Source organism: Streptomyces iakyrus (assembly GCF_000717055.1).
Lineage (GTDB): Bacteria > Actinomycetota > Actinomycetes > Streptomycetales > Streptomycetaceae > Streptomyces > Streptomyces iakyrus.
On the sequence record NZ_JNXI01000002.1, the window covers coordinates 70,119 to 85,336 of the forward strand.

The 15,218-nt window shown below is 71.7% G+C and carries 20 protein-coding genes; all 20 read left to right on the forward strand.

Translation table 11 applies throughout. From position 1 onward, the window contains the following. Positions 1-44 precede the first annotated feature (44 nt). Positions 45-956: a DUF8094 domain-containing protein gene (locus OO68_RS03055; protein WP_468725121.1), complete on the forward strand. Its 912-nt coding sequence runs from the start codon at positions 45-47 to the stop codon at positions 954-956. 98 nt (positions 957-1,054) lie between these two features. After that, complete coding sequence (locus OO68_RS03060) at positions 1,055-1,627, forward strand: hypothetical protein (RefSeq protein WP_237482525.1); 573 nt, start codon at positions 1,055-1,057, stop codon at positions 1,625-1,627. A 49-nt stretch (positions 1,628-1,676) separates the two neighbouring features. Further along, positions 1,677-2,420 (forward strand): glycosyltransferase family 2 protein, encoded by a 744-nt coding sequence (locus OO68_RS03065; protein ID WP_033306860.1) that lies wholly within the window; start codon positions 1,677-1,679, stop codon positions 2,418-2,420. Beyond that, positions 2,413-3,522: a hypothetical protein gene (locus OO68_RS03070; protein ID WP_033306539.1), complete on the forward strand. Its 1,110-nt coding sequence runs from the start codon at positions 2,413-2,415 to the stop codon at positions 3,520-3,522. Before OO68_RS03065 ends, OO68_RS03070 begins: the two co-directional genes overlap by 8 nt. Positions 3,523-3,560: 38 nt before the next feature. Continuing rightward, a complete protein-coding gene (locus tag OO68_RS03075) occupies positions 3,561-4,019 on the forward strand; it encodes a hypothetical protein (protein ID WP_033306540.1) in 459 nt (152 codons plus the stop codon). Continuing rightward, a complete protein-coding gene (locus OO68_RS03080; RefSeq protein ID WP_086702650.1) occupies positions 4,016-5,206 on the forward strand; it encodes a hypothetical protein in 1,191 nt (396 codons plus the stop codon). Before OO68_RS03075 ends, OO68_RS03080 begins: the two co-directional genes overlap by 4 nt. Before the next feature lie 334 nt (positions 5,207-5,540). Next, positions 5,541-6,038, forward strand: a complete 498-nt coding sequence (locus tag OO68_RS03090) for a hypothetical protein (RefSeq protein ID WP_078625152.1) — start codon at positions 5,541-5,543, stop codon at positions 6,036-6,038. Between the two features lie 99 nt (positions 6,039-6,137). Further along, the gene (locus OO68_RS03095) at positions 6,138-6,563 is read left to right on the forward strand and encodes a hypothetical protein (protein ID WP_033306543.1); all 426 of its coding nucleotides are present in this window, start codon (positions 6,138-6,140) and stop codon (positions 6,561-6,563) included. Beyond that, complete coding sequence (locus OO68_RS03100) at positions 6,560-7,405, forward strand: hypothetical protein (RefSeq protein WP_033306544.1); 846 nt, start codon at positions 6,560-6,562, stop codon at positions 7,403-7,405. The genes OO68_RS03095 and OO68_RS03100 overlap by 4 nt, the downstream gene beginning before the upstream one ends. Positions 7,406-7,537: 132 nt before the next feature. After that, on the forward strand, positions 7,538-8,116 hold the full coding sequence (locus tag OO68_RS42060) for a hypothetical protein (protein ID WP_245236890.1): 579 nt from the start codon (positions 7,538-7,540) through the stop codon (positions 8,114-8,116). Positions 8,117-8,139: 23 nt separating this feature from the next. Continuing rightward, on the forward strand, positions 8,140-8,898 hold the full coding sequence (locus OO68_RS03110) for a hypothetical protein (protein ID WP_033306545.1): 759 nt from the start codon (positions 8,140-8,142) through the stop codon (positions 8,896-8,898). Further along, a complete protein-coding gene (locus OO68_RS03115; RefSeq protein ID WP_033306546.1) occupies positions 8,895-9,542 on the forward strand; it encodes a hypothetical protein in 648 nt (215 codons plus the stop codon). The genes OO68_RS03110 and OO68_RS03115 overlap by 4 nt, the downstream gene beginning before the upstream one ends. A gap of 16 nt (positions 9,543-9,558) precedes the next feature. Further along, the gene (locus OO68_RS03120; RefSeq protein ID WP_033306547.1) at positions 9,559-9,966 is read left to right on the forward strand and encodes a hypothetical protein; all 408 of its coding nucleotides are present in this window, start codon (positions 9,559-9,561) and stop codon (positions 9,964-9,966) included. A 275-nt stretch (positions 9,967-10,241) separates the two neighbouring features. Continuing rightward, a complete protein-coding gene (locus OO68_RS03125) occupies positions 10,242-10,625 on the forward strand; it encodes a hypothetical protein (protein ID WP_033306548.1) in 384 nt (127 codons plus the stop codon). After that, positions 10,622-11,425, forward strand: coding sequence for an SPDY domain-containing protein (locus OO68_RS03130; protein WP_033306549.1), 804 nt, complete (start codon positions 10,622-10,624; stop codon positions 11,423-11,425). Before OO68_RS03125 ends, OO68_RS03130 begins: the two co-directional genes overlap by 4 nt. A 27-nt stretch (positions 11,426-11,452) precedes the next feature. After that, positions 11,453-11,809, forward strand: a complete 357-nt coding sequence (locus OO68_RS03135; RefSeq protein WP_033306550.1) for a hypothetical protein — start codon at positions 11,453-11,455, stop codon at positions 11,807-11,809. Further along, positions 11,800-12,621 carry an SPDY domain-containing protein gene (locus tag OO68_RS03140; protein WP_033306551.1) on the forward strand — a complete coding sequence of 274 codons (822 nt, stop codon included), beginning with the start codon at positions 11,800-11,802 and terminating at the stop codon, positions 12,619-12,621. Before OO68_RS03135 ends, OO68_RS03140 begins: the two co-directional genes overlap by 10 nt. A gap of 73 nt (positions 12,622-12,694) precedes the next feature. Further along, the gene (locus OO68_RS03145) at positions 12,695-13,207 is read left to right on the forward strand and encodes a hypothetical protein (protein ID WP_209442535.1); all 513 of its coding nucleotides are present in this window, start codon (positions 12,695-12,697) and stop codon (positions 13,205-13,207) included. A 2-nt stretch (positions 13,208-13,209) separates the two neighbouring features. After that, on the forward strand, positions 13,210-13,356 hold the full coding sequence (locus tag OO68_RS46120) for a hypothetical protein (RefSeq protein ID WP_157852665.1): 147 nt from the start codon (positions 13,210-13,212) through the stop codon (positions 13,354-13,356). A gap of 32 nt (positions 13,357-13,388) precedes the next feature. Then, positions 13,389-15,185, forward strand: a complete 1,797-nt coding sequence (locus OO68_RS03150) for a type IV secretory system conjugative DNA transfer family protein (RefSeq protein ID WP_033306552.1) — start codon at positions 13,389-13,391, stop codon at positions 15,183-15,185. The last annotated feature ends 33 nt before the right edge of the window (positions 15,186-15,218 follow it).

Genomic DNA, 15,218 nt, shown 5'->3' on the forward strand with positions numbered 1-15,218 from the left:
CGGCCACCCGCAGCGCCTCCCCCACCCCGACCGCCGAGCCGGCGCTGACGAAGAAGGAGGCCCTCGCCCAGATCGCCCACTACTCCAAGATCAACAATCAGGCCAACGCCGACCGGAACCGCGCCCTGCTCGACACGGTCGAGGACGGCCCGCTGTACGCGATGTCCATCTCTGACTACATAGAGACCGAGGGGCTTCCCGCGGCAGACCGCAAGCCGTACAAGCCGTGGTCCTACGACTCCGCGAACGCCAAGCTGTACATCCCGCGCCTGGCCGCCGGGCAGGACCGCTGGTTCGCCGCCGCGCTTTCGGACCAGAAGGGCAAGGCCCCCTCGCGTCTGGCGGTCTTTGCCGAACAACCCCAGCACAGGCGCTGGGAGTTGGTATCCGTCGTCGACCTCGACAGGCAGAAGCTGCCCGACGTCGCCCTCGACCTGGATGGGTACGCGACGGCCGTCGCCACCGACGGCAACAAGCAGCTGGCAGCCGGTGCCGACCTCCTACGCACCGGCGTGCTCGACAACTTCGCCACCGGAGGCGCGAACACCGGGACGAAGGTCTTCGCCCCGACCAGGGCGAGCAAGCGGCAGATCGAGGTCCACGACAAAACCGGCACCCGCTACGGGAACCAGGGCACCACCGTCTTCGCCGGCGCCGCCAACCGCTATACGGACGCCTACGCCCTCAAGACCACCGACGGCGGTGCGCTGATCCTCTTCTCCCACACGCACACCCAGACCGACGCCGTCGCGCACCCCGGCCTGCAGATCAACCCCGGCAAGGACGACCGCGCCTGGCTCCACGACGTGCCACGCACCTCCATCACGTACACGTTCGTGTGCAACGACGCCGCCACCGTCCCCGCGAAGGCCGAACCATCCCGGCTGATCGGCTACACCTGCGCCCGCACCGACGCCTCCGGCCCCCCGGTCGCCTCCTGGTCGGACCGCGCGTAGACGTGTCCCGTCCCAGGCGCCGCACGCCACCTTGATGGCCGCCGAACGTCCCCTCGCCCTTGCTCAATCTGGAGAACTCCCTGTCCACACGTTCCTTCATTGCCCGCCCCACCGTCGGAACGGGGTACAGCGGCATCCACGTACAGCTCGACGGCGTACCCAGTCACCATCTCCCGCTGCTCCTGGCCGCCTACCAGTACAAGTTCGGACGCGACGTGGAGGCCATGTCCCGGCACCTCATCGACGACGTCGCCGTCGGCTGGGACGAGCTGGGCACCGATCTCCTCGACGGTGCCCCGCCCGCGCTCGTAGCCGCGCTGACCGGCGGCGAGCAGTGGCCCAGCCGTACCCTCGACCACCTGATCACCCCGGACGGCTCCCCGCCGGTGCGCATGTCGGTCACCGACGGGACCGCGGACGAGCAGGACATGCAGTGGGGCTACGTCCTGCACCAGCAGGGCATCGAGGTGATCAGCCTCCTCCATGAGGACATCGGCCCCGTCGTGGACTGGGCCACCGACCCGTGCACCGCCTTCAACGACCACCCGGCGGCCTGGTCCTCCCTCGAGCCCGCACCGGCTATCCGGGCATCGCGCAGCACGCCGCCCCGGAGCGCACCCGCCGCAGCCCCGGCGAAGGCCGGCACCCCACACCCCGCCACGCGCCGCTAGTCCCCCTCTCGTCTCCCCGGAGCCTTCCCTGCCCCCGCACACCACGCCCCTGATCACCGTCGTCATCGCCAGCCGCCTGCGCGAAGACCGGCTCGGCTACCTGACCGCCATGCACGCCAGCCTCACCCGGCAGTCCGTGCCGTGGGAGGCCGTGATCGCGCTCGACGGGGCCTCACCTGATCGCCTGCCGGCCCCGCTCGCGCAGGATTCCCGCGTCCGCACGCTGGTGCTGCCCCGTCCGGTCGGCGCCGCCTGCGCCCGAAATCTGGCCCTCGCCCACGTCCGCACCCGGTACACCAACTGGGCTGATGACGATGACGAGTTCACCGACGACGCCATGTCCGTGCGGCTGAACGCCCTGGAGTCCACCGGGGTCGGCTGGTGTGCGGGATGGAGCGAGGACCAGCACCAGGACGGCTCGACCACCCTGTGGCGATGTCCCACTCCGCCCGGCCGCCACGAGGCGGGCGATGTGTGGACGTACTGGAAGTCGCCGACGGACACCATCCCCATCGGGCCGACCACGATCCTCGCCCGCACCGACCTCGTGCGCGCCGCGCCGATGGGCGGCCTCGTCCAGGGCGAGGACTACTGCGCGGCCCTCGGCGTAACCGCCCTCGCGCCCGGAATCCTGCTGCCGGTCCCCGTGTACAGGTATCGCAAATGGGACGGGCAGATGACGGCCCAGGTCGGATACGACCAGCTGGAGGCGGCGGCCCGGGAGCACGCTTGGGCCTACGGCCGCAGCCTGCGCTCCGTCCTGCGCCGCGGTGAGGACCTGGTCCATGGCTGAGGCGCAGATCATCCTGTCGCACAGCCGGGAGTCCGGGATCGTCGCCATCGCCTCGGGCGAGCAGTACCCGTGGGCGCACACCGCCCTCGTGGAGAGCGGATTCCGGCGGGACGACGAGGGCGTCTACCACCTGCCTGCGGACGGCACCGGGACCACCGTGGTCGACCTGGTCAAGTGCGCGAAACGGCACCGCACCAGCGTGCATACGAGCAGCCGGCGCTTCATCGGCGACGTGGCCCGCGACCTCGCGCGCCACCTGCCCGGCCAGTGGCACGCCTCGGTCGAGATCTACTCACACCCCGCCTGGCAGGAAGACCTGGTGCCCTGGATCTGGGACAGCGGCGAACTCGGCCGTGCCCTCCAGAGCGAGCGGATTCCCTACGCCGCCACGCTCACCGACATGGTGCAAGGCACCATGCTGCTGTTCGTAGAGCGCCCCGGCCGTCAACTCGACTATCTGGTCGGCGCCTTCGCTCCGGAAGGACTCGAAGAAGGCTACGGAGATCCCCACGCTCCGCGCAGTGTCGTCGTGCCCCCGTTCGCCGGCCGGGCGGCCCAGGCCGTCGCCGACCGGTACCTGCCCTCCTACGAGCAGGCCGTCCACGCACGCCGGACCGCAGCCATCGCCGCCGTGCTCGGGGGCATCCGCTCCGAGCACGACACCTGGCAGTCCATGGTCGCCTCCGGCCGCTACAGCGACGCCACCCCGCTGAGCGCCGCCGCCCTCGGCTCCGCGACCGACGAGTTCCTCGACCACGCCTGGCGCCGTTTCCTCACCGTCGTCGACCACGCCCCGACACTGATCGACCGGTGCCGTCCCGCCAGCAGCCCGTGGCCCGACGACGCCACGACGTTGTCCCGCCTGGCCGGCGCCGTGCGCGATGCCGAGACGCTGCTGGACGACGTCGTCCAGGGCAGCCCCCTCGCCCCGCAGGAACGGCGTGCCCGCACGTGGCCGGCCATCGAGACCTGGCTCACCGACGGCGAGATCTTCCTGCGCCAGGCCCGCGTGAGCACACCGCACCGCCGACCGGCCCTCCCCGTCGCCGCGCCGTCCCGCCCCCTTGCCACCGCGGCCCGCCCCGCCCAGCGAAGCCACTGACAGCTTCACCCCGACAGCGTGAGGAGAACCCCTCCCCCTTGCAACCCGGCACCCACTTCGTCTTCGGCGACCACGACACGCACGGCTTCGTCGCCTCCTTCACCGCCTCCATGCCCGCGCACCTCGCCCACTGGTACCTAGAATGCGAGCAGTTCGAGCCCGTTCCCGGAGAACCCGGGCTGTACCGGCTCAGCGAGCCCGAGCGCGACGGCCCCCGCCGCACCCGCCAGGCCGTCCACGATCTGCGCCGCCAGGGCTACACCGTGCGGGCCGACATTCGCCTCGACCCGTCCCTCTCCCCCGGCCCACCACGCCCGGTCCGGCCGAACGGGCTCCAGGAGCGCCGCAGCCGTGCCGCCCAAGCCGCCGCCGGCCGAACGACGCAGCGCTCCACACCGCCCACCACCTCCCCGCCAGCTGCCCGGCCGATCCCGCCGAAGCCCACCTACGCACCGACCGTCCACCTGACGGCCTCGGGCAGTGGACGGTCCCGATGACGCCCGCGAGCAATCCGACCCCGGACGGCTCCGTCCCGGTGACACCGGAACTCACGGACGGTGCACGCAACTTCCGGCTGCGGATGGCGGTCATCGACCGCGAGAGCGAGGTCGCGCTCGACATGACATGCGACCGCTACGGTCGCACCGTCCACGCAGACGCCGCGGCAGCCGCTCGCGCCCACCGCAACAGGGCAGCGGTGGAGGCGTACACCACCCACCTCGCCCCGCACGCCGACACTCTGCTCGACGCCGCCCGCCGTGCGCTGGACGAGTTGCCACCCGCCCGGCACCTGGCCGGGTGGCGGGCCGTGTTGGACGGCCTGGCCGCCTCCGCCGCCGAGATCCGCCGGGCCCTCGACCGGCCGGCTGCCCCCGGCTCCCCGGCCGAACGCGCTCAGCACTCGGCCCTGTGGCCGCACCTCACCGCCTGGGCGGATCACAGCTTCATCGCCAGCGACCTCGCCGACCAGAACAAACACCACCATCACAAGGCCCCGCTGACCGACGAGGAACAGCAGATGTGGACCGAGATGGCCCAGGCCGCGCAGAGGCGAGGCGAGCTGGAGCTGACCGAGTCGTGGTACGCCGCCGACGGCCAGCCGATCACCCTCGCCCACCTCATCGAGAACGACGACTCGACGCTGGTCGCGCTGCGAGGCGACCCGGACGCGCCGGGCTGGCAGGTGATCGGGCACTACGCCCACGAATACGAGGCAGGAAAGGTACTACCTGCCCCGGTCCCGCCCGGCGTACTGCGCGCGGACGTCTCCCGGTTCAACCGCCCAGCACCGGTCCCGGAGCTGTCCCTGCAGGAACTCATCCGCGACGTCGTCGAAGGCCAGACCGCAGGAGACGCCTCCGAAGCTCTCCTCGGCGCCGTACAGCGCGGCTACGACGCGGGCCCGATGGTCCGTCTCCAGGAACTCCTGGAAACGAGCAGCCAGTTCGCCAGCGCGCTGGAGACCGTGCAGGGCCGCCAGATCGCCGCCCGCCTCTCGGCGCTGGGCCGGCAGATCGAGTTCCTCACCCGCGAAGTCGAGGAGGCGGCCGAGGACCTCGGCGCGACCGTCGCCGTCCTGCCCCCACACCGCACCCCCGTACTACGCGTCCGCCCGCGCCCCGCCGTGGACACCGCGCCACCCACGCCGCCGGCTCGCGCCAGCACGACCGCCCGCCACCGCTAAGCGTCGGTGCGTTCCTGACCGTCGTGGTCGCCCTGCGCCCACGTCATCACCGACGCTCTCACCCCTGCGGGCCGCACCAGCGAGGCGTACGCGTGGCTGATCCTCTCGATCGGCGCCGGGCAGTCCGCCGGCACTGCCCTCGCCGGACGCCTCGCCGAGCAGTCACTCGCCAGCGCCGCGCTCCCCGCCACCGGCGCGGCCCTCGCTCTCACCGTCCTTCTCGCCACGCGCCGATGTCTCGGCCCCACCAGACAGCCGCCGCGCGGCCGGCACAAGACGCCCTGATCAGGGCGCAACCCCACTACTTACCGACCCCTTTTGAGGAGATCCATTTATGGCCGTCCGTACGCATTGGACCGTAGAGCACGCCTGCTCCCACCAAGTGGTTCATGACCTGTCCGGCCGTCCTGCCGACAAGCGGGCAGGATTCGCCCGCTGGCTCGCAGCCAAGGACTGCACCGACTGCTGGAAGGCGGCGCGCGACGCCGACACCGAGTCCAAGGAGGAGTGGCTCGCAGCCAAGCGCGCCGCTGAGCAGGAGGCTGCCGTCGCGTGGGCGAAGCAGTTCGACATGCCGCCGTTGGAAGGCCCGGCCAAGGCATTGGACTGGGGCGAGCGCTCCCGCCACCAGCTGATGACGGCCGCGCACACCGCGCTGGTCGTGGAAGGGGCCTGGGACGAGGCGGACTGGGCGGAGCTGGAGGAGAAGGCCCGCGCCATCACCCGCGCCGGATGGTGGATCGACCAGCGCGACACCGAAGGCACTGACCTGCTCGAACTCCTCGACGCCGCAGGCGAGAACGACCGCGGTACGGAGAACCCGTTCCGCTGACGGCGGGGGAACATAGCCGGGAAACGCCGGTTAGCCAAACCGGCGTTCCTCCGGACCATTGTTCCTCCCACCCCGCACCCGATCGCGTGGAAGGAACCCATGTCCCAGCCCCAGCCCACTTCGGCCTTCGCGCCCACGCCCGACCCGCTCACCCCCACCCGGGACATCACGCACCAGCACTTCCAGGCCGGCGACACCGTCGTCGTCCTGAAAGGAGTGGCCGGCGGGGAACTGTGGGGCGACGCGATGCGCGTCGTCGCCCCGTCCTGGCACACGCCGACCGACGAGGACGGGTGGCGGCTGCGTGATGCGACCGGCGGCGCCCAGTCCTACGTCACCGGCCACCCCCGCTACCTCGTGCACCTCTCGCGCCGCTGCCCGGACTGCCTGATCCACCTGCGGGCCATGGAAGACGCGCTCCTGCCGCGGTACGCGGGCCGTGACGAGCTGATCGACTGCGGCTGGTACACCACCACCGCCCTCAACCAGTTGGTGCACATCGCCGACGTCCGGGGCGGCCGGTGATTCCCCGCCTGCACGAGCGGACCCACACGCCGCACGGCCCGCTCGCCGAGGCGCTGGGGCGGCCAGTTTCGCCGAATGAGGGCCTGACGGAGTACACGGTCGTCGCCCACTGGCCGGGCCTGGATTACTTCACACTGGACGACGAGCAGAAGACCTGGACCACCGTCCAGTGGGCCGAGCACCTTGAAGACCCGTACCTGGAGCACCCGTTCGCAGCCAGCCCGGACGACGACCGGCGGGCGATCCTCCACCTCGACCTCCGGCTTCACCCGGACGACCGGGAGCTGACCGGCCCCGAGTGGGCCGAAACAGCCCACCGGCTCGCCCGGGCCGCCGGCATCGAGATTCCGGGCAAGGAGCACGGCTGCCGGTGGATCGCCGTTCAGGCCCAGCCCGGACGCCTCGACCTGATCGCCAACCTGATCCACCTCGACGGCGCGTGGCACGCCCCGCCCACGGACATCCTGCGGCGCCTGTCGGACGAGGCACGCCGCATCGAGCAGGACCTCCACCTGATCCCCGTTCGCACCGGCCCCACGGCGCGGCCAGCCATCCGCACGGCACCCACGGCATCGGCCCAGCTCGCGCGCGTCCTCACGCAGCTCGCCGACGAGCAGGCCGGTCCGCTGGCCACGGTCCGCGGACTCGTCGAGCACACCGCGCACCGGATCGCCCGACAGCCCGGCGCCGCCGGCACCGACGCGGCGCACCGTCTGGAGCTGATCGCCCGCCGCCTCCACGCCATCCAGCAGGACCTGGACAGTACCGCCGCGCAGCTGGTCCAGCCCCGGGTCGCCGCCGTACCGCCCGCCGCTCGGCGCACCGGCCACCGATCGCCGTAGGAGAAACGTCTCTTTGCCCCTTGCCGACCGCTTCCTGGACATCCGCCGTGAGACCCGCACTCCGACGAACTCATCGCCCGCGGCGGGGACTCCGAGGCGCACAGCGTCCTACAGCGCGCGGGTTTCATCGCCGTGGTCCGCGTCCACGAGACCTACCACCGCGCCCCCACCGGCCTCACCAAGGACGACGAGTCCGATCTCGCCATCGACGCCGTCGCCCGCCTCCGGGCCGCCGGATACCACGTCGACTGCGACACAGACTTCGACACCGACTACCGCCCCGCCAGTTACCTGCCGCTGGGCTCCTCCGTCGCCCACCTCGCCGAGCGCATTCGCCAGGCCACCACCACGGAAGAGGCGGCCGACGCCCTGACCGAGTTGACGGCCGCCCACGACGGCGTCCTCGCCGCTCTGGGCGATGTCCTCACCGCCACCGCCGACTTCCACGACGGGCTCGGCCAAGCGGCCGACCCCTACATCGCCCGGCGGCTGCGCTACCTCGCCGACGAGCACCTCCACATCATGCGCACCGACCTCGCCGACACCCGCAACACCCTCGCCGACCGGCACGCCCCGCACCCCGGCCGCAGCACCTGCACCGGGGAGGTCCCCGCCACCGAACGCGAACGCTCCGCCGTGTGCGCCTGCCCGCCCCCACCGCGCACGCTCCCGGCCCCGCCGCCACCGGTAGCCGCCGGACTGCGCCGCTGACCCCCACCTCGCCCAAGGACACCATGAACGACCACGACACCTCCGAGCGCCTCGCCTCATACGCCGACGTCCTCGCCGGCGAACTCCCCGACACCTGGACCAGCACTCACCTCCCGCCGGAGGCCAAAGACGACCTCGCCGAACTGGCCGACCGCATCTGGGACCTGGACCTGGTCGCCGCCTCCCTCGCCGAGCACCCGCTTCGGCAGGCAGCCGTCCTCAGCCGCCCCGACGGCGCCCAGCTCGTCCTTCTGGACCGGCACGACGAACGCGACGGCTTCCTCATCGCCGCCGTCGCCCCCCGCGCCCTGCCCGACGAGGCATACCGCGCCGTCCCCGAACCCAACGGCATCGCCCTGGCGGACGACCCGTTCCTGAGCGCCGAGCAGATAGCCAGCGACCTGCTCGCCCGCTACGACAGCGCGCTCGCCCAGGTCCGGCACAACGCCCTGGGCGGCATCCAGCCCTCCCAGCCGGACCGGGTCGTCCTGACCTGGCAGCCGGACGGCAGCGTCGCCACCGCCCCCATCGACGACCGGGCCAGCACGATCCTCGTCGCCAACGGCTTCGTCCAGGACCCGCAGAGCGGCATCTACCGCCTGGACGGCGACGACACCCAGGCTCAGGCCCGCGCCCTGCGCGAGATCGGCCCGCAGCTGGACGCGCTCGGCATCGGCACCGCCCTCCAGCACCCCGCAGGCCGGATCGCGCCCACCTCCGCCCCGGCTTCCACACCGCCGGTTCCCGCCGGCCCCCGTAGGCCGGCCACCCGGACTCGATGACGTTCAAGGAGCCCGACTTCTGGGTGCTGGAGTACGTCACCATCACCAAGGACCCCCGCACCGGCCTGGTCGTCGCCATCGGCGGCACCGAGAAGGCGGCGGACATCCTCCAGCGAACCGGCGGGTTCCTCTCCGCTCCTGGACCGCGCGGGGACTACCACCGGCTCCCCCACGGCCTGCCCGTCGAGCAGCAGCGCCTCAAGGCGACCACCGCCTCGCACGCCCTGTTCGCCGCCGGTCACAGCGTCCACCTCGACCCCGCTCTGAACGCGCTGGCCACGCCGGACAGCGAACATGACGCGGCCCTTCGCTACCTCGCCCAGCTCGCCGAGCGGGCCTCGGCCGCCAGGACCAGCAGTGCGGTGGCCGAGGTGCTGACCGAGATCGCCGCCCCGGTCAACGGGCTGCTGCCCCTCACCAGGGAAGTGGTCGTCCGGGCCTGGATCGCCGCCAGTGACCTCCAAGGGGCTGCCCCTGGAGAGGAACCCGAACCCCTCGCATGGCTCGGGGACACCGCCAGTTCCCTGAGCCAGGCTGCGCACGTGATCTTGCGCGCCCGCAACCACGCCGCCCGCGTTCCGCAGCCGGCGGCCCCCACACCGCCGCCGAGCACCGCCCAGCCCTCGGCATCCTGCCGCCGTTGATCCCGGAGAGAAATACATGGCCAACCTGGCTGACGAGTACGGCACGGACGTCGAGATCTACATCAAGGCCCTGACGACCACCATCCACGCCGACACCCCCTCCGGCGCCCCCGCCAAGATCCACGACCTGCTGGAACAGCTCGGCCTGGAACGCCACGAATACCCCATGGGCGCGCCGCTCTCCATCTGGCACACCGTGCCCGAACACCTCGGTGCCGACAAACAGAAGCGCCTGGCGACCCGTGCCATCCCCGCCCTGCTCCTGGCCGGGTACGAGGTCAACTGCACGCCCGACGTCTTCGACGAAGCCACCTACCGACAGTCCGTGCATGAGGCCCGCACCCGCGCAGCTCGCCTCGCCGTGCAGAGCCCGGCACCGACCCCCTGCCCTTCGGGCCCCGCACCGGCCCGACGCACTCCGTAGGACGCCCGGGTGGCCCCGGCACCGCGCCGGGGCCACGCCCCGCCCCGCTCGATTCCCGGAGGAACCAGTAACACCCCGTACACCCCCACCGATCAGCCACCGGCTCAAGCCCCGACTCGCAACAGCCCTGTTCCGCCGCTACCTGCGCGCCTGCATCCCGACCGGCCCAGACCGCGCCTCCCCGCTGGCCGGCGCCCGCCCGGAGGCCGTCCTCGCCGAGACGCAGCGCGTCGGCCACCGCCACCACCACTGACCGTCCACCGACCCGGAGGAGCATGACCCACCCCGCCCCCTACCCGGTGAGACTGGCCGACGAGATCACCCGCCAGCTCGGCCAACTCGCCGACCACCTCGCTCAGCTCCCCCCGCCCCAGGCCGCGCAGGTCATCGCCCGCGTCCTCGACCCGGACGCCGGAGTCCTCGGCGGCATCACCCACCTCGTCGCCACCGGCAGCGTGTTCGCCAAGGACCAGGCCGAACGAGGCGCCCTCCCCGCAGAGGTGTGGCTTGCCCTGGGCCGCGCCTCGAACGAACTGCACGACATCACCCTCGACCTGGACGAACACAAGGACACCCTGCAGCACGTCGGCACCCAGCCCGCCACCACCGCGGCGAAGCCCCCGGCACCGGCACCGCTCGTCGTCCGGCGGCACCGGTGAAGAAGAAGCAATGGCAGGGCTGGGGGCCAGGCGAGCAGGCCGAGCAGCACTACCTCGTCCAGCCCCGCGCCCTCGCCGGCGGCGGCGACGTCCGGCACATCTCGGAGTTCCTGCGCGCCTCGGGATGGCGGGACAAGTCCAAGACGAATAGCCCTCTGCTCATGGAGAGCCCGGATCGCACCGTCCGTGTCGCCTACGACCCCTACGTCCTTCCCGGCGGGTGGACCATCCACGGCCAAGCGGACGGCCCCAACGGCGAGTGGTCGGCGCACCTGGGCCGGCAGACCCCGGTAGAGATCGTCGCGGGCCTGACCGACGCCCTCACCCGACCCCGCTCCGCCCACGCTCCCAACGTCTGGGCACCGTTGGAGCAGCAGAACTGGCACACCCGTTTCGAGGGCGAGCACTACACCGCGACCAGCCCCGACGGTACCGCGTGGATGCAGTACCACCACAGCTCGGACGGCACGGCGCTGTGGTGGACCGGAGCGAAGGACAAGCAGGGCAACGGATGGACGGCCAACTTCACGCCCAACACCCCGATGCACCTGGTGCAAGCCTTCTCGGCCGAACTCGCCAACCCGGATCCCGTGATGCGCCCGCGCGGGCGCGTCCCGCACAGCGCACAGATCCGCACCTGGTCGGTCTCCGTCACGCCCTCCCAGCTCAGCGCGTGGCAACAGGCCCGGATCACGGCCGCCCGCGCCGCCACCTGGGCCCGCAACAGCGCCCGAAGCACACGGCCACGCACCACCGCCCGTCCCTATACCCACGCCGGCGGCGCCCGGACCCGCCGCTGATCCGACGCCCCCGTCCCAAGGAGCCCGATGCCCGCACTCACTCCGGACACCATCCACGCCGCGACCGAGACCCTGTCGGACCTCACCGACTACCTGCGCGAGAACCCTGACCCCGTCGAGGCCCTCGCCCTCGTCGAGCCCCTTTTCGATGAGTACACGGGCCTGCCCGTTCAGCTCGCCGACACCCTGCGCGCCCTCGCGCGTGCCCTGCAGGAGCACCCGGACGTCCCGCGCACCGCGCAGGTAGACCTTCTGATCACCGAGTTGCGCACGGCCGCGTGGGAGCAGGCCGACCAGCACGCCCTCCACTACGTCCTGGACGACCTCCGCGACCTGTACGGCAGCGCCGGCACAAGCGAGCGGGGGAGTGCCCGGTGCCCCTGAGCGAACGGCAGCTCGCCGCGTTCGCCGACAAGCACGCCTGGCAGATCCCCTTCGACACCAGCCCCCGCCATCTCGCCGGCCCCGGAGACGCCCGTCACGTCACCCACGGCCTGGCTGCCGCCGGATGGAGCGCCGTCTCCGACCCCCTGAGTGCCGAGATCGTCCTGCGCAGCCCCGACCTGCGCCACCGCCTCCAGTTCGACCCGCAGTCCACCACCTCCGCGTGGTGGCGGCTGCGGGCGGAGCCCACCGACACCGAGCCTGGCTGGTACGCCGAGTTCGGCGAACTCGTGCCCGCCGAGGTCCTCGCCGGCTTCACGGACGCCCTCATCGTCCCGCCGCAACAGCAGCCGGACCCGTGGCAACCGGTGACCTCGGCGGGGTGGCACCGCGACTCAGACGGCACAGCGCGCTCGCCGGACTCCATGTGTCACATCGAACTGCGCCCGTTGAGCGAGTTCCACGACCGGCCGTCCTGGCACGTCGAGACCCGTGAGCCCGGCCACGGAGAGTTCCACGGCCCGCGCATCTGGCACGCCTACTTCGACGAGCGCACCCCCGCCCACCTGGTCGGATCGTTCCTCACCGCACTGGCCGACCGTAGCCCGCTCCAGCGCGGCATGTACGACCGCACCGGCCACTACAGCGCCGTGCAGGAGCCCAGCCCACTGCGCCCACAGCAGGTGGTCGACGCCCACGCCACGCGCCTCACGTCCCTCCGCGCGCAGGCACGCTCCTCCCGCCGGCAGCAGACGAAACCCGCGACGACCCCGGCGAACGTCGGCCCAGCCCAGCCGGCCGCTCGCCGCTGAACCGACAGGACTCCACCTCATCTCCACCGACCACCACGCACACCGCGACTTCCTCCGCCACCTCGACCGCTACGTGAGGGACAGCAAGAAGATCCTCGACGCCTGGGACTCCTACTCCGACGAGCACACCGACCTCGACGGCTGGCCCCACGACGACCACGCCTACGGCATGCGCGCGAGCCAGCGCGACGCCGACACCGCCGAGGCGTTCGAGCCACTCCGCTACGGCGCCCGTCACCTGCTGGCCACCGCCGAGACACAGCTGGCCCAGCTGACGGAGAACACGGTGCAGAGCCGCTGGGTCTACCAGTTGGGCGTCCTGCGCGACGCCCTCGACCGGCTCGACGAACTGCACGAGCAGTGGCTGGAGACCCGAGACGCCCTCCCCACCACCGCCAAACCCGGCACAACCGACTTCGACGACGCCCTCGCCGAGCATCACGCCGAATCGTGGAGCTACCTCGATGACTGGGCCACCCACGGCAAGGCACTCCGGGAGATCAACTCCGCCGCTCGCAAGGCCCGTTCGCCTCTGGCCCCCATACCGGTCCCCGCACCCGCCCGGCGGATTGCGGCACGGAAGTGAACATGCCGCCGACTCCCGAGACCGTCGAGGTCGACGTCATCGCCCCGCACCACCCCGTCGGCGGCGGTGATCCCGCCTGGATCACCGTCCCGTCGACCAAACCGATGCCCTCGGCGCCTCCGCCGGTCAAGAACGGCCGCAGCCGCTGATCCCCTCCGTCCCGCCAGGAAGCACGTAGCCCTTGCCCCCTTCCTCCTCCTCGAACAGTTCCACCGACGGATACGACCTCGTTCTGCGCCTCCTCCTCGGCGTACTCGCGATCGTCGTCCCCCTCGCCCACTTCGCCTGGCTGTCGGGCAACATCACCGCCTACCTCACCGGAGCCGACTGGGTGCCCTACCAGCCGACCGCCGCCCTGCTCCACCCCGAGCAGGTCTGGCCCCGCACGGGAGAAACGTCCCTGCTGATCGGCGCCCGCATCGTTCCCGTCCTTCTGCTCCTGACCCTCGGGGTAGCGGTAGGCGTCGTATGGGCCCGGCACACGAGCCGCAGCGGAGGCCGGAAACAGAAGATCACAGACATGGCCAAGGCCCGGGACATCGAGCCCCTGATGGCCAGGGCGATCACCGACAAGGCCCGCTCCCTGCGGCCGAGTCTGAAGGACGCCAAGAACATCGACGCGAAGGACACCGGCATCCTCCTGGGCAACCTGCAGGGCACCAAGCACGAGGTGCGCATGGGGTTCGAGGACGTCGCCGTCGCGATCATGGCGCCCCGGTCCGGCAAGACGACCTCGCTCGCGATCCCCTCCATCCTGCACGCCCCCGGACCGGTGCTGCTCACCAGCAACAAGGCCGCCGGCGATGCCTTCACCACGGCCTACGAAGCGCGGGCGAAGGCGGGACAGGTGTGGACCATGGACCCGCAGCAGATCGCCCATGCTGCCCGCGAGATGTGGTGGAACCCCCTGGCCAGCGCGACCACCCTGGACGGGGCGAACCGGCTGGCCGGCCACTTCCTCGCCGCGAGCGTCGATGCGTCCCAGCAGGGCGACTTCTGGTCCAAGGCCGGCAGCAACATCCTGTCCCAGCTGCTCCTGGCCGCGGCTCTCGACGAGCGACCGATCACCGACATCATGCAGTGGCTCGCCTTCCCGGCCGACCGGACCCCGCTCGACATCCTCCGTGATCACGGTTTCACCGCCGTCGCCGCCCAGCTCAAGGGCACCGTCGAGGGACCTCCCGAGACCCGCGACGGCATCTACGAGACCGCCCGCCAGTACGCCGCCGCGCTGCTCAACTCTGAGATCGCGGCCTGGGTGACGCCGCAGAAGGACGTCCCCGAATTCCAGCCGGCGCAGTTCGTCACCTCCACCGACACGCTCTTCCTGCTCAGCAAAGACGGAGGCGGCGGCGCCTCCGCGCTGATCGCGGCGTGCGCGGACGCGGTGATGCGAGCCGCGACCGCCCAAGCCGAGCGCGCCGGCGGACGCCTCGACCCGCCCATGCTGGCGATCCTCGACGAGGCCGCCAACGTGTGCAAGATCAGCGACCTGCCGGACCTGTACTCCCACCTCGGCTCGCGCGGGATCATCCCCATCACGATCCTGCAGTCCTACCGCCAGGGCCAGAAAGTCTGGGGTGACGCCGGCATGGACGCCATGTGGTCCGCCTCGACTGTGAAGGTCATCGGCAGCGGTATCGACGACCCTGACTTCGCCGACAAGCTCAGCCGCTTGATCGGCGACCACGATGTCGAGACCACCTCAACCTCACACTCGGAGTCCGGCAAGTCGACCTCCGTGTCAATGCGGCAGGAACGGATCCTGCCCCCCGACGCGATCCGCGCCCTGCCCAAGGGCACCGCCCTGTGCTTCGCCACCGGCATGCGGGCCGCCATGCTCGACCTGCGCCCGTGGTACCTGGAGCCCGGCGCAGCGGACCTGTCGGCGGCGTCCGCCCGCGCATCGAAGGCCATCACCGCCCGCGCCGTCGCGAAGCACGCACCCACCCAGGCCGACTTCGGACCAGCGGCGTGACACACGCCGCCCGCACCCCAGTCCCCCGACACC

Excerpts from the sequence above, each read along its gene's own strand:
- OO68_RS03070 (WP_033306539.1), top strand. The coding sequence starts at position 2,413 with ATGGCTGAGGCGCAGATCATCCTGTCGCACAGCCGGGAGTCCGGGATC.
- OO68_RS03080 (WP_086702650.1), top strand. The coding sequence starts at position 4,016 with ATGACGCCCGCGAGCAATCCGACCCCGGACGGCTCCGTCCCGGTGACA.
- OO68_RS03090 (WP_078625152.1), top strand. The coding sequence starts at position 5,541 with ATGGCCGTCCGTACGCATTGGACCGTAGAGCACGCCTGCTCCCACCAA.
- OO68_RS03095 (WP_033306543.1), top strand. The coding sequence starts at position 6,138 with ATGTCCCAGCCCCAGCCCACTTCGGCCTTCGCGCCCACGCCCGACCCG.
- OO68_RS03110 (WP_033306545.1), top strand. The coding sequence starts at position 8,140 with ATGAACGACCACGACACCTCCGAGCGCCTCGCCTCATACGCCGACGTC.
- OO68_RS03115 (WP_033306546.1), top strand. The coding sequence starts at position 8,895 with ATGACGTTCAAGGAGCCCGACTTCTGGGTGCTGGAGTACGTCACCATC.
- OO68_RS03120 (WP_033306547.1), top strand. The coding sequence starts at position 9,559 with ATGGCCAACCTGGCTGACGAGTACGGCACGGACGTCGAGATCTACATC.
- OO68_RS03125 (WP_033306548.1), top strand. The coding sequence starts at position 10,242 with ATGACCCACCCCGCCCCCTACCCGGTGAGACTGGCCGACGAGATCACC.
- OO68_RS03135 (WP_033306550.1), top strand. The coding sequence starts at position 11,453 with ATGCCCGCACTCACTCCGGACACCATCCACGCCGCGACCGAGACCCTG.
- OO68_RS46120 (WP_157852665.1), top strand. The coding sequence starts at position 13,210 with ATGCCGCCGACTCCCGAGACCGTCGAGGTCGACGTCATCGCCCCGCAC.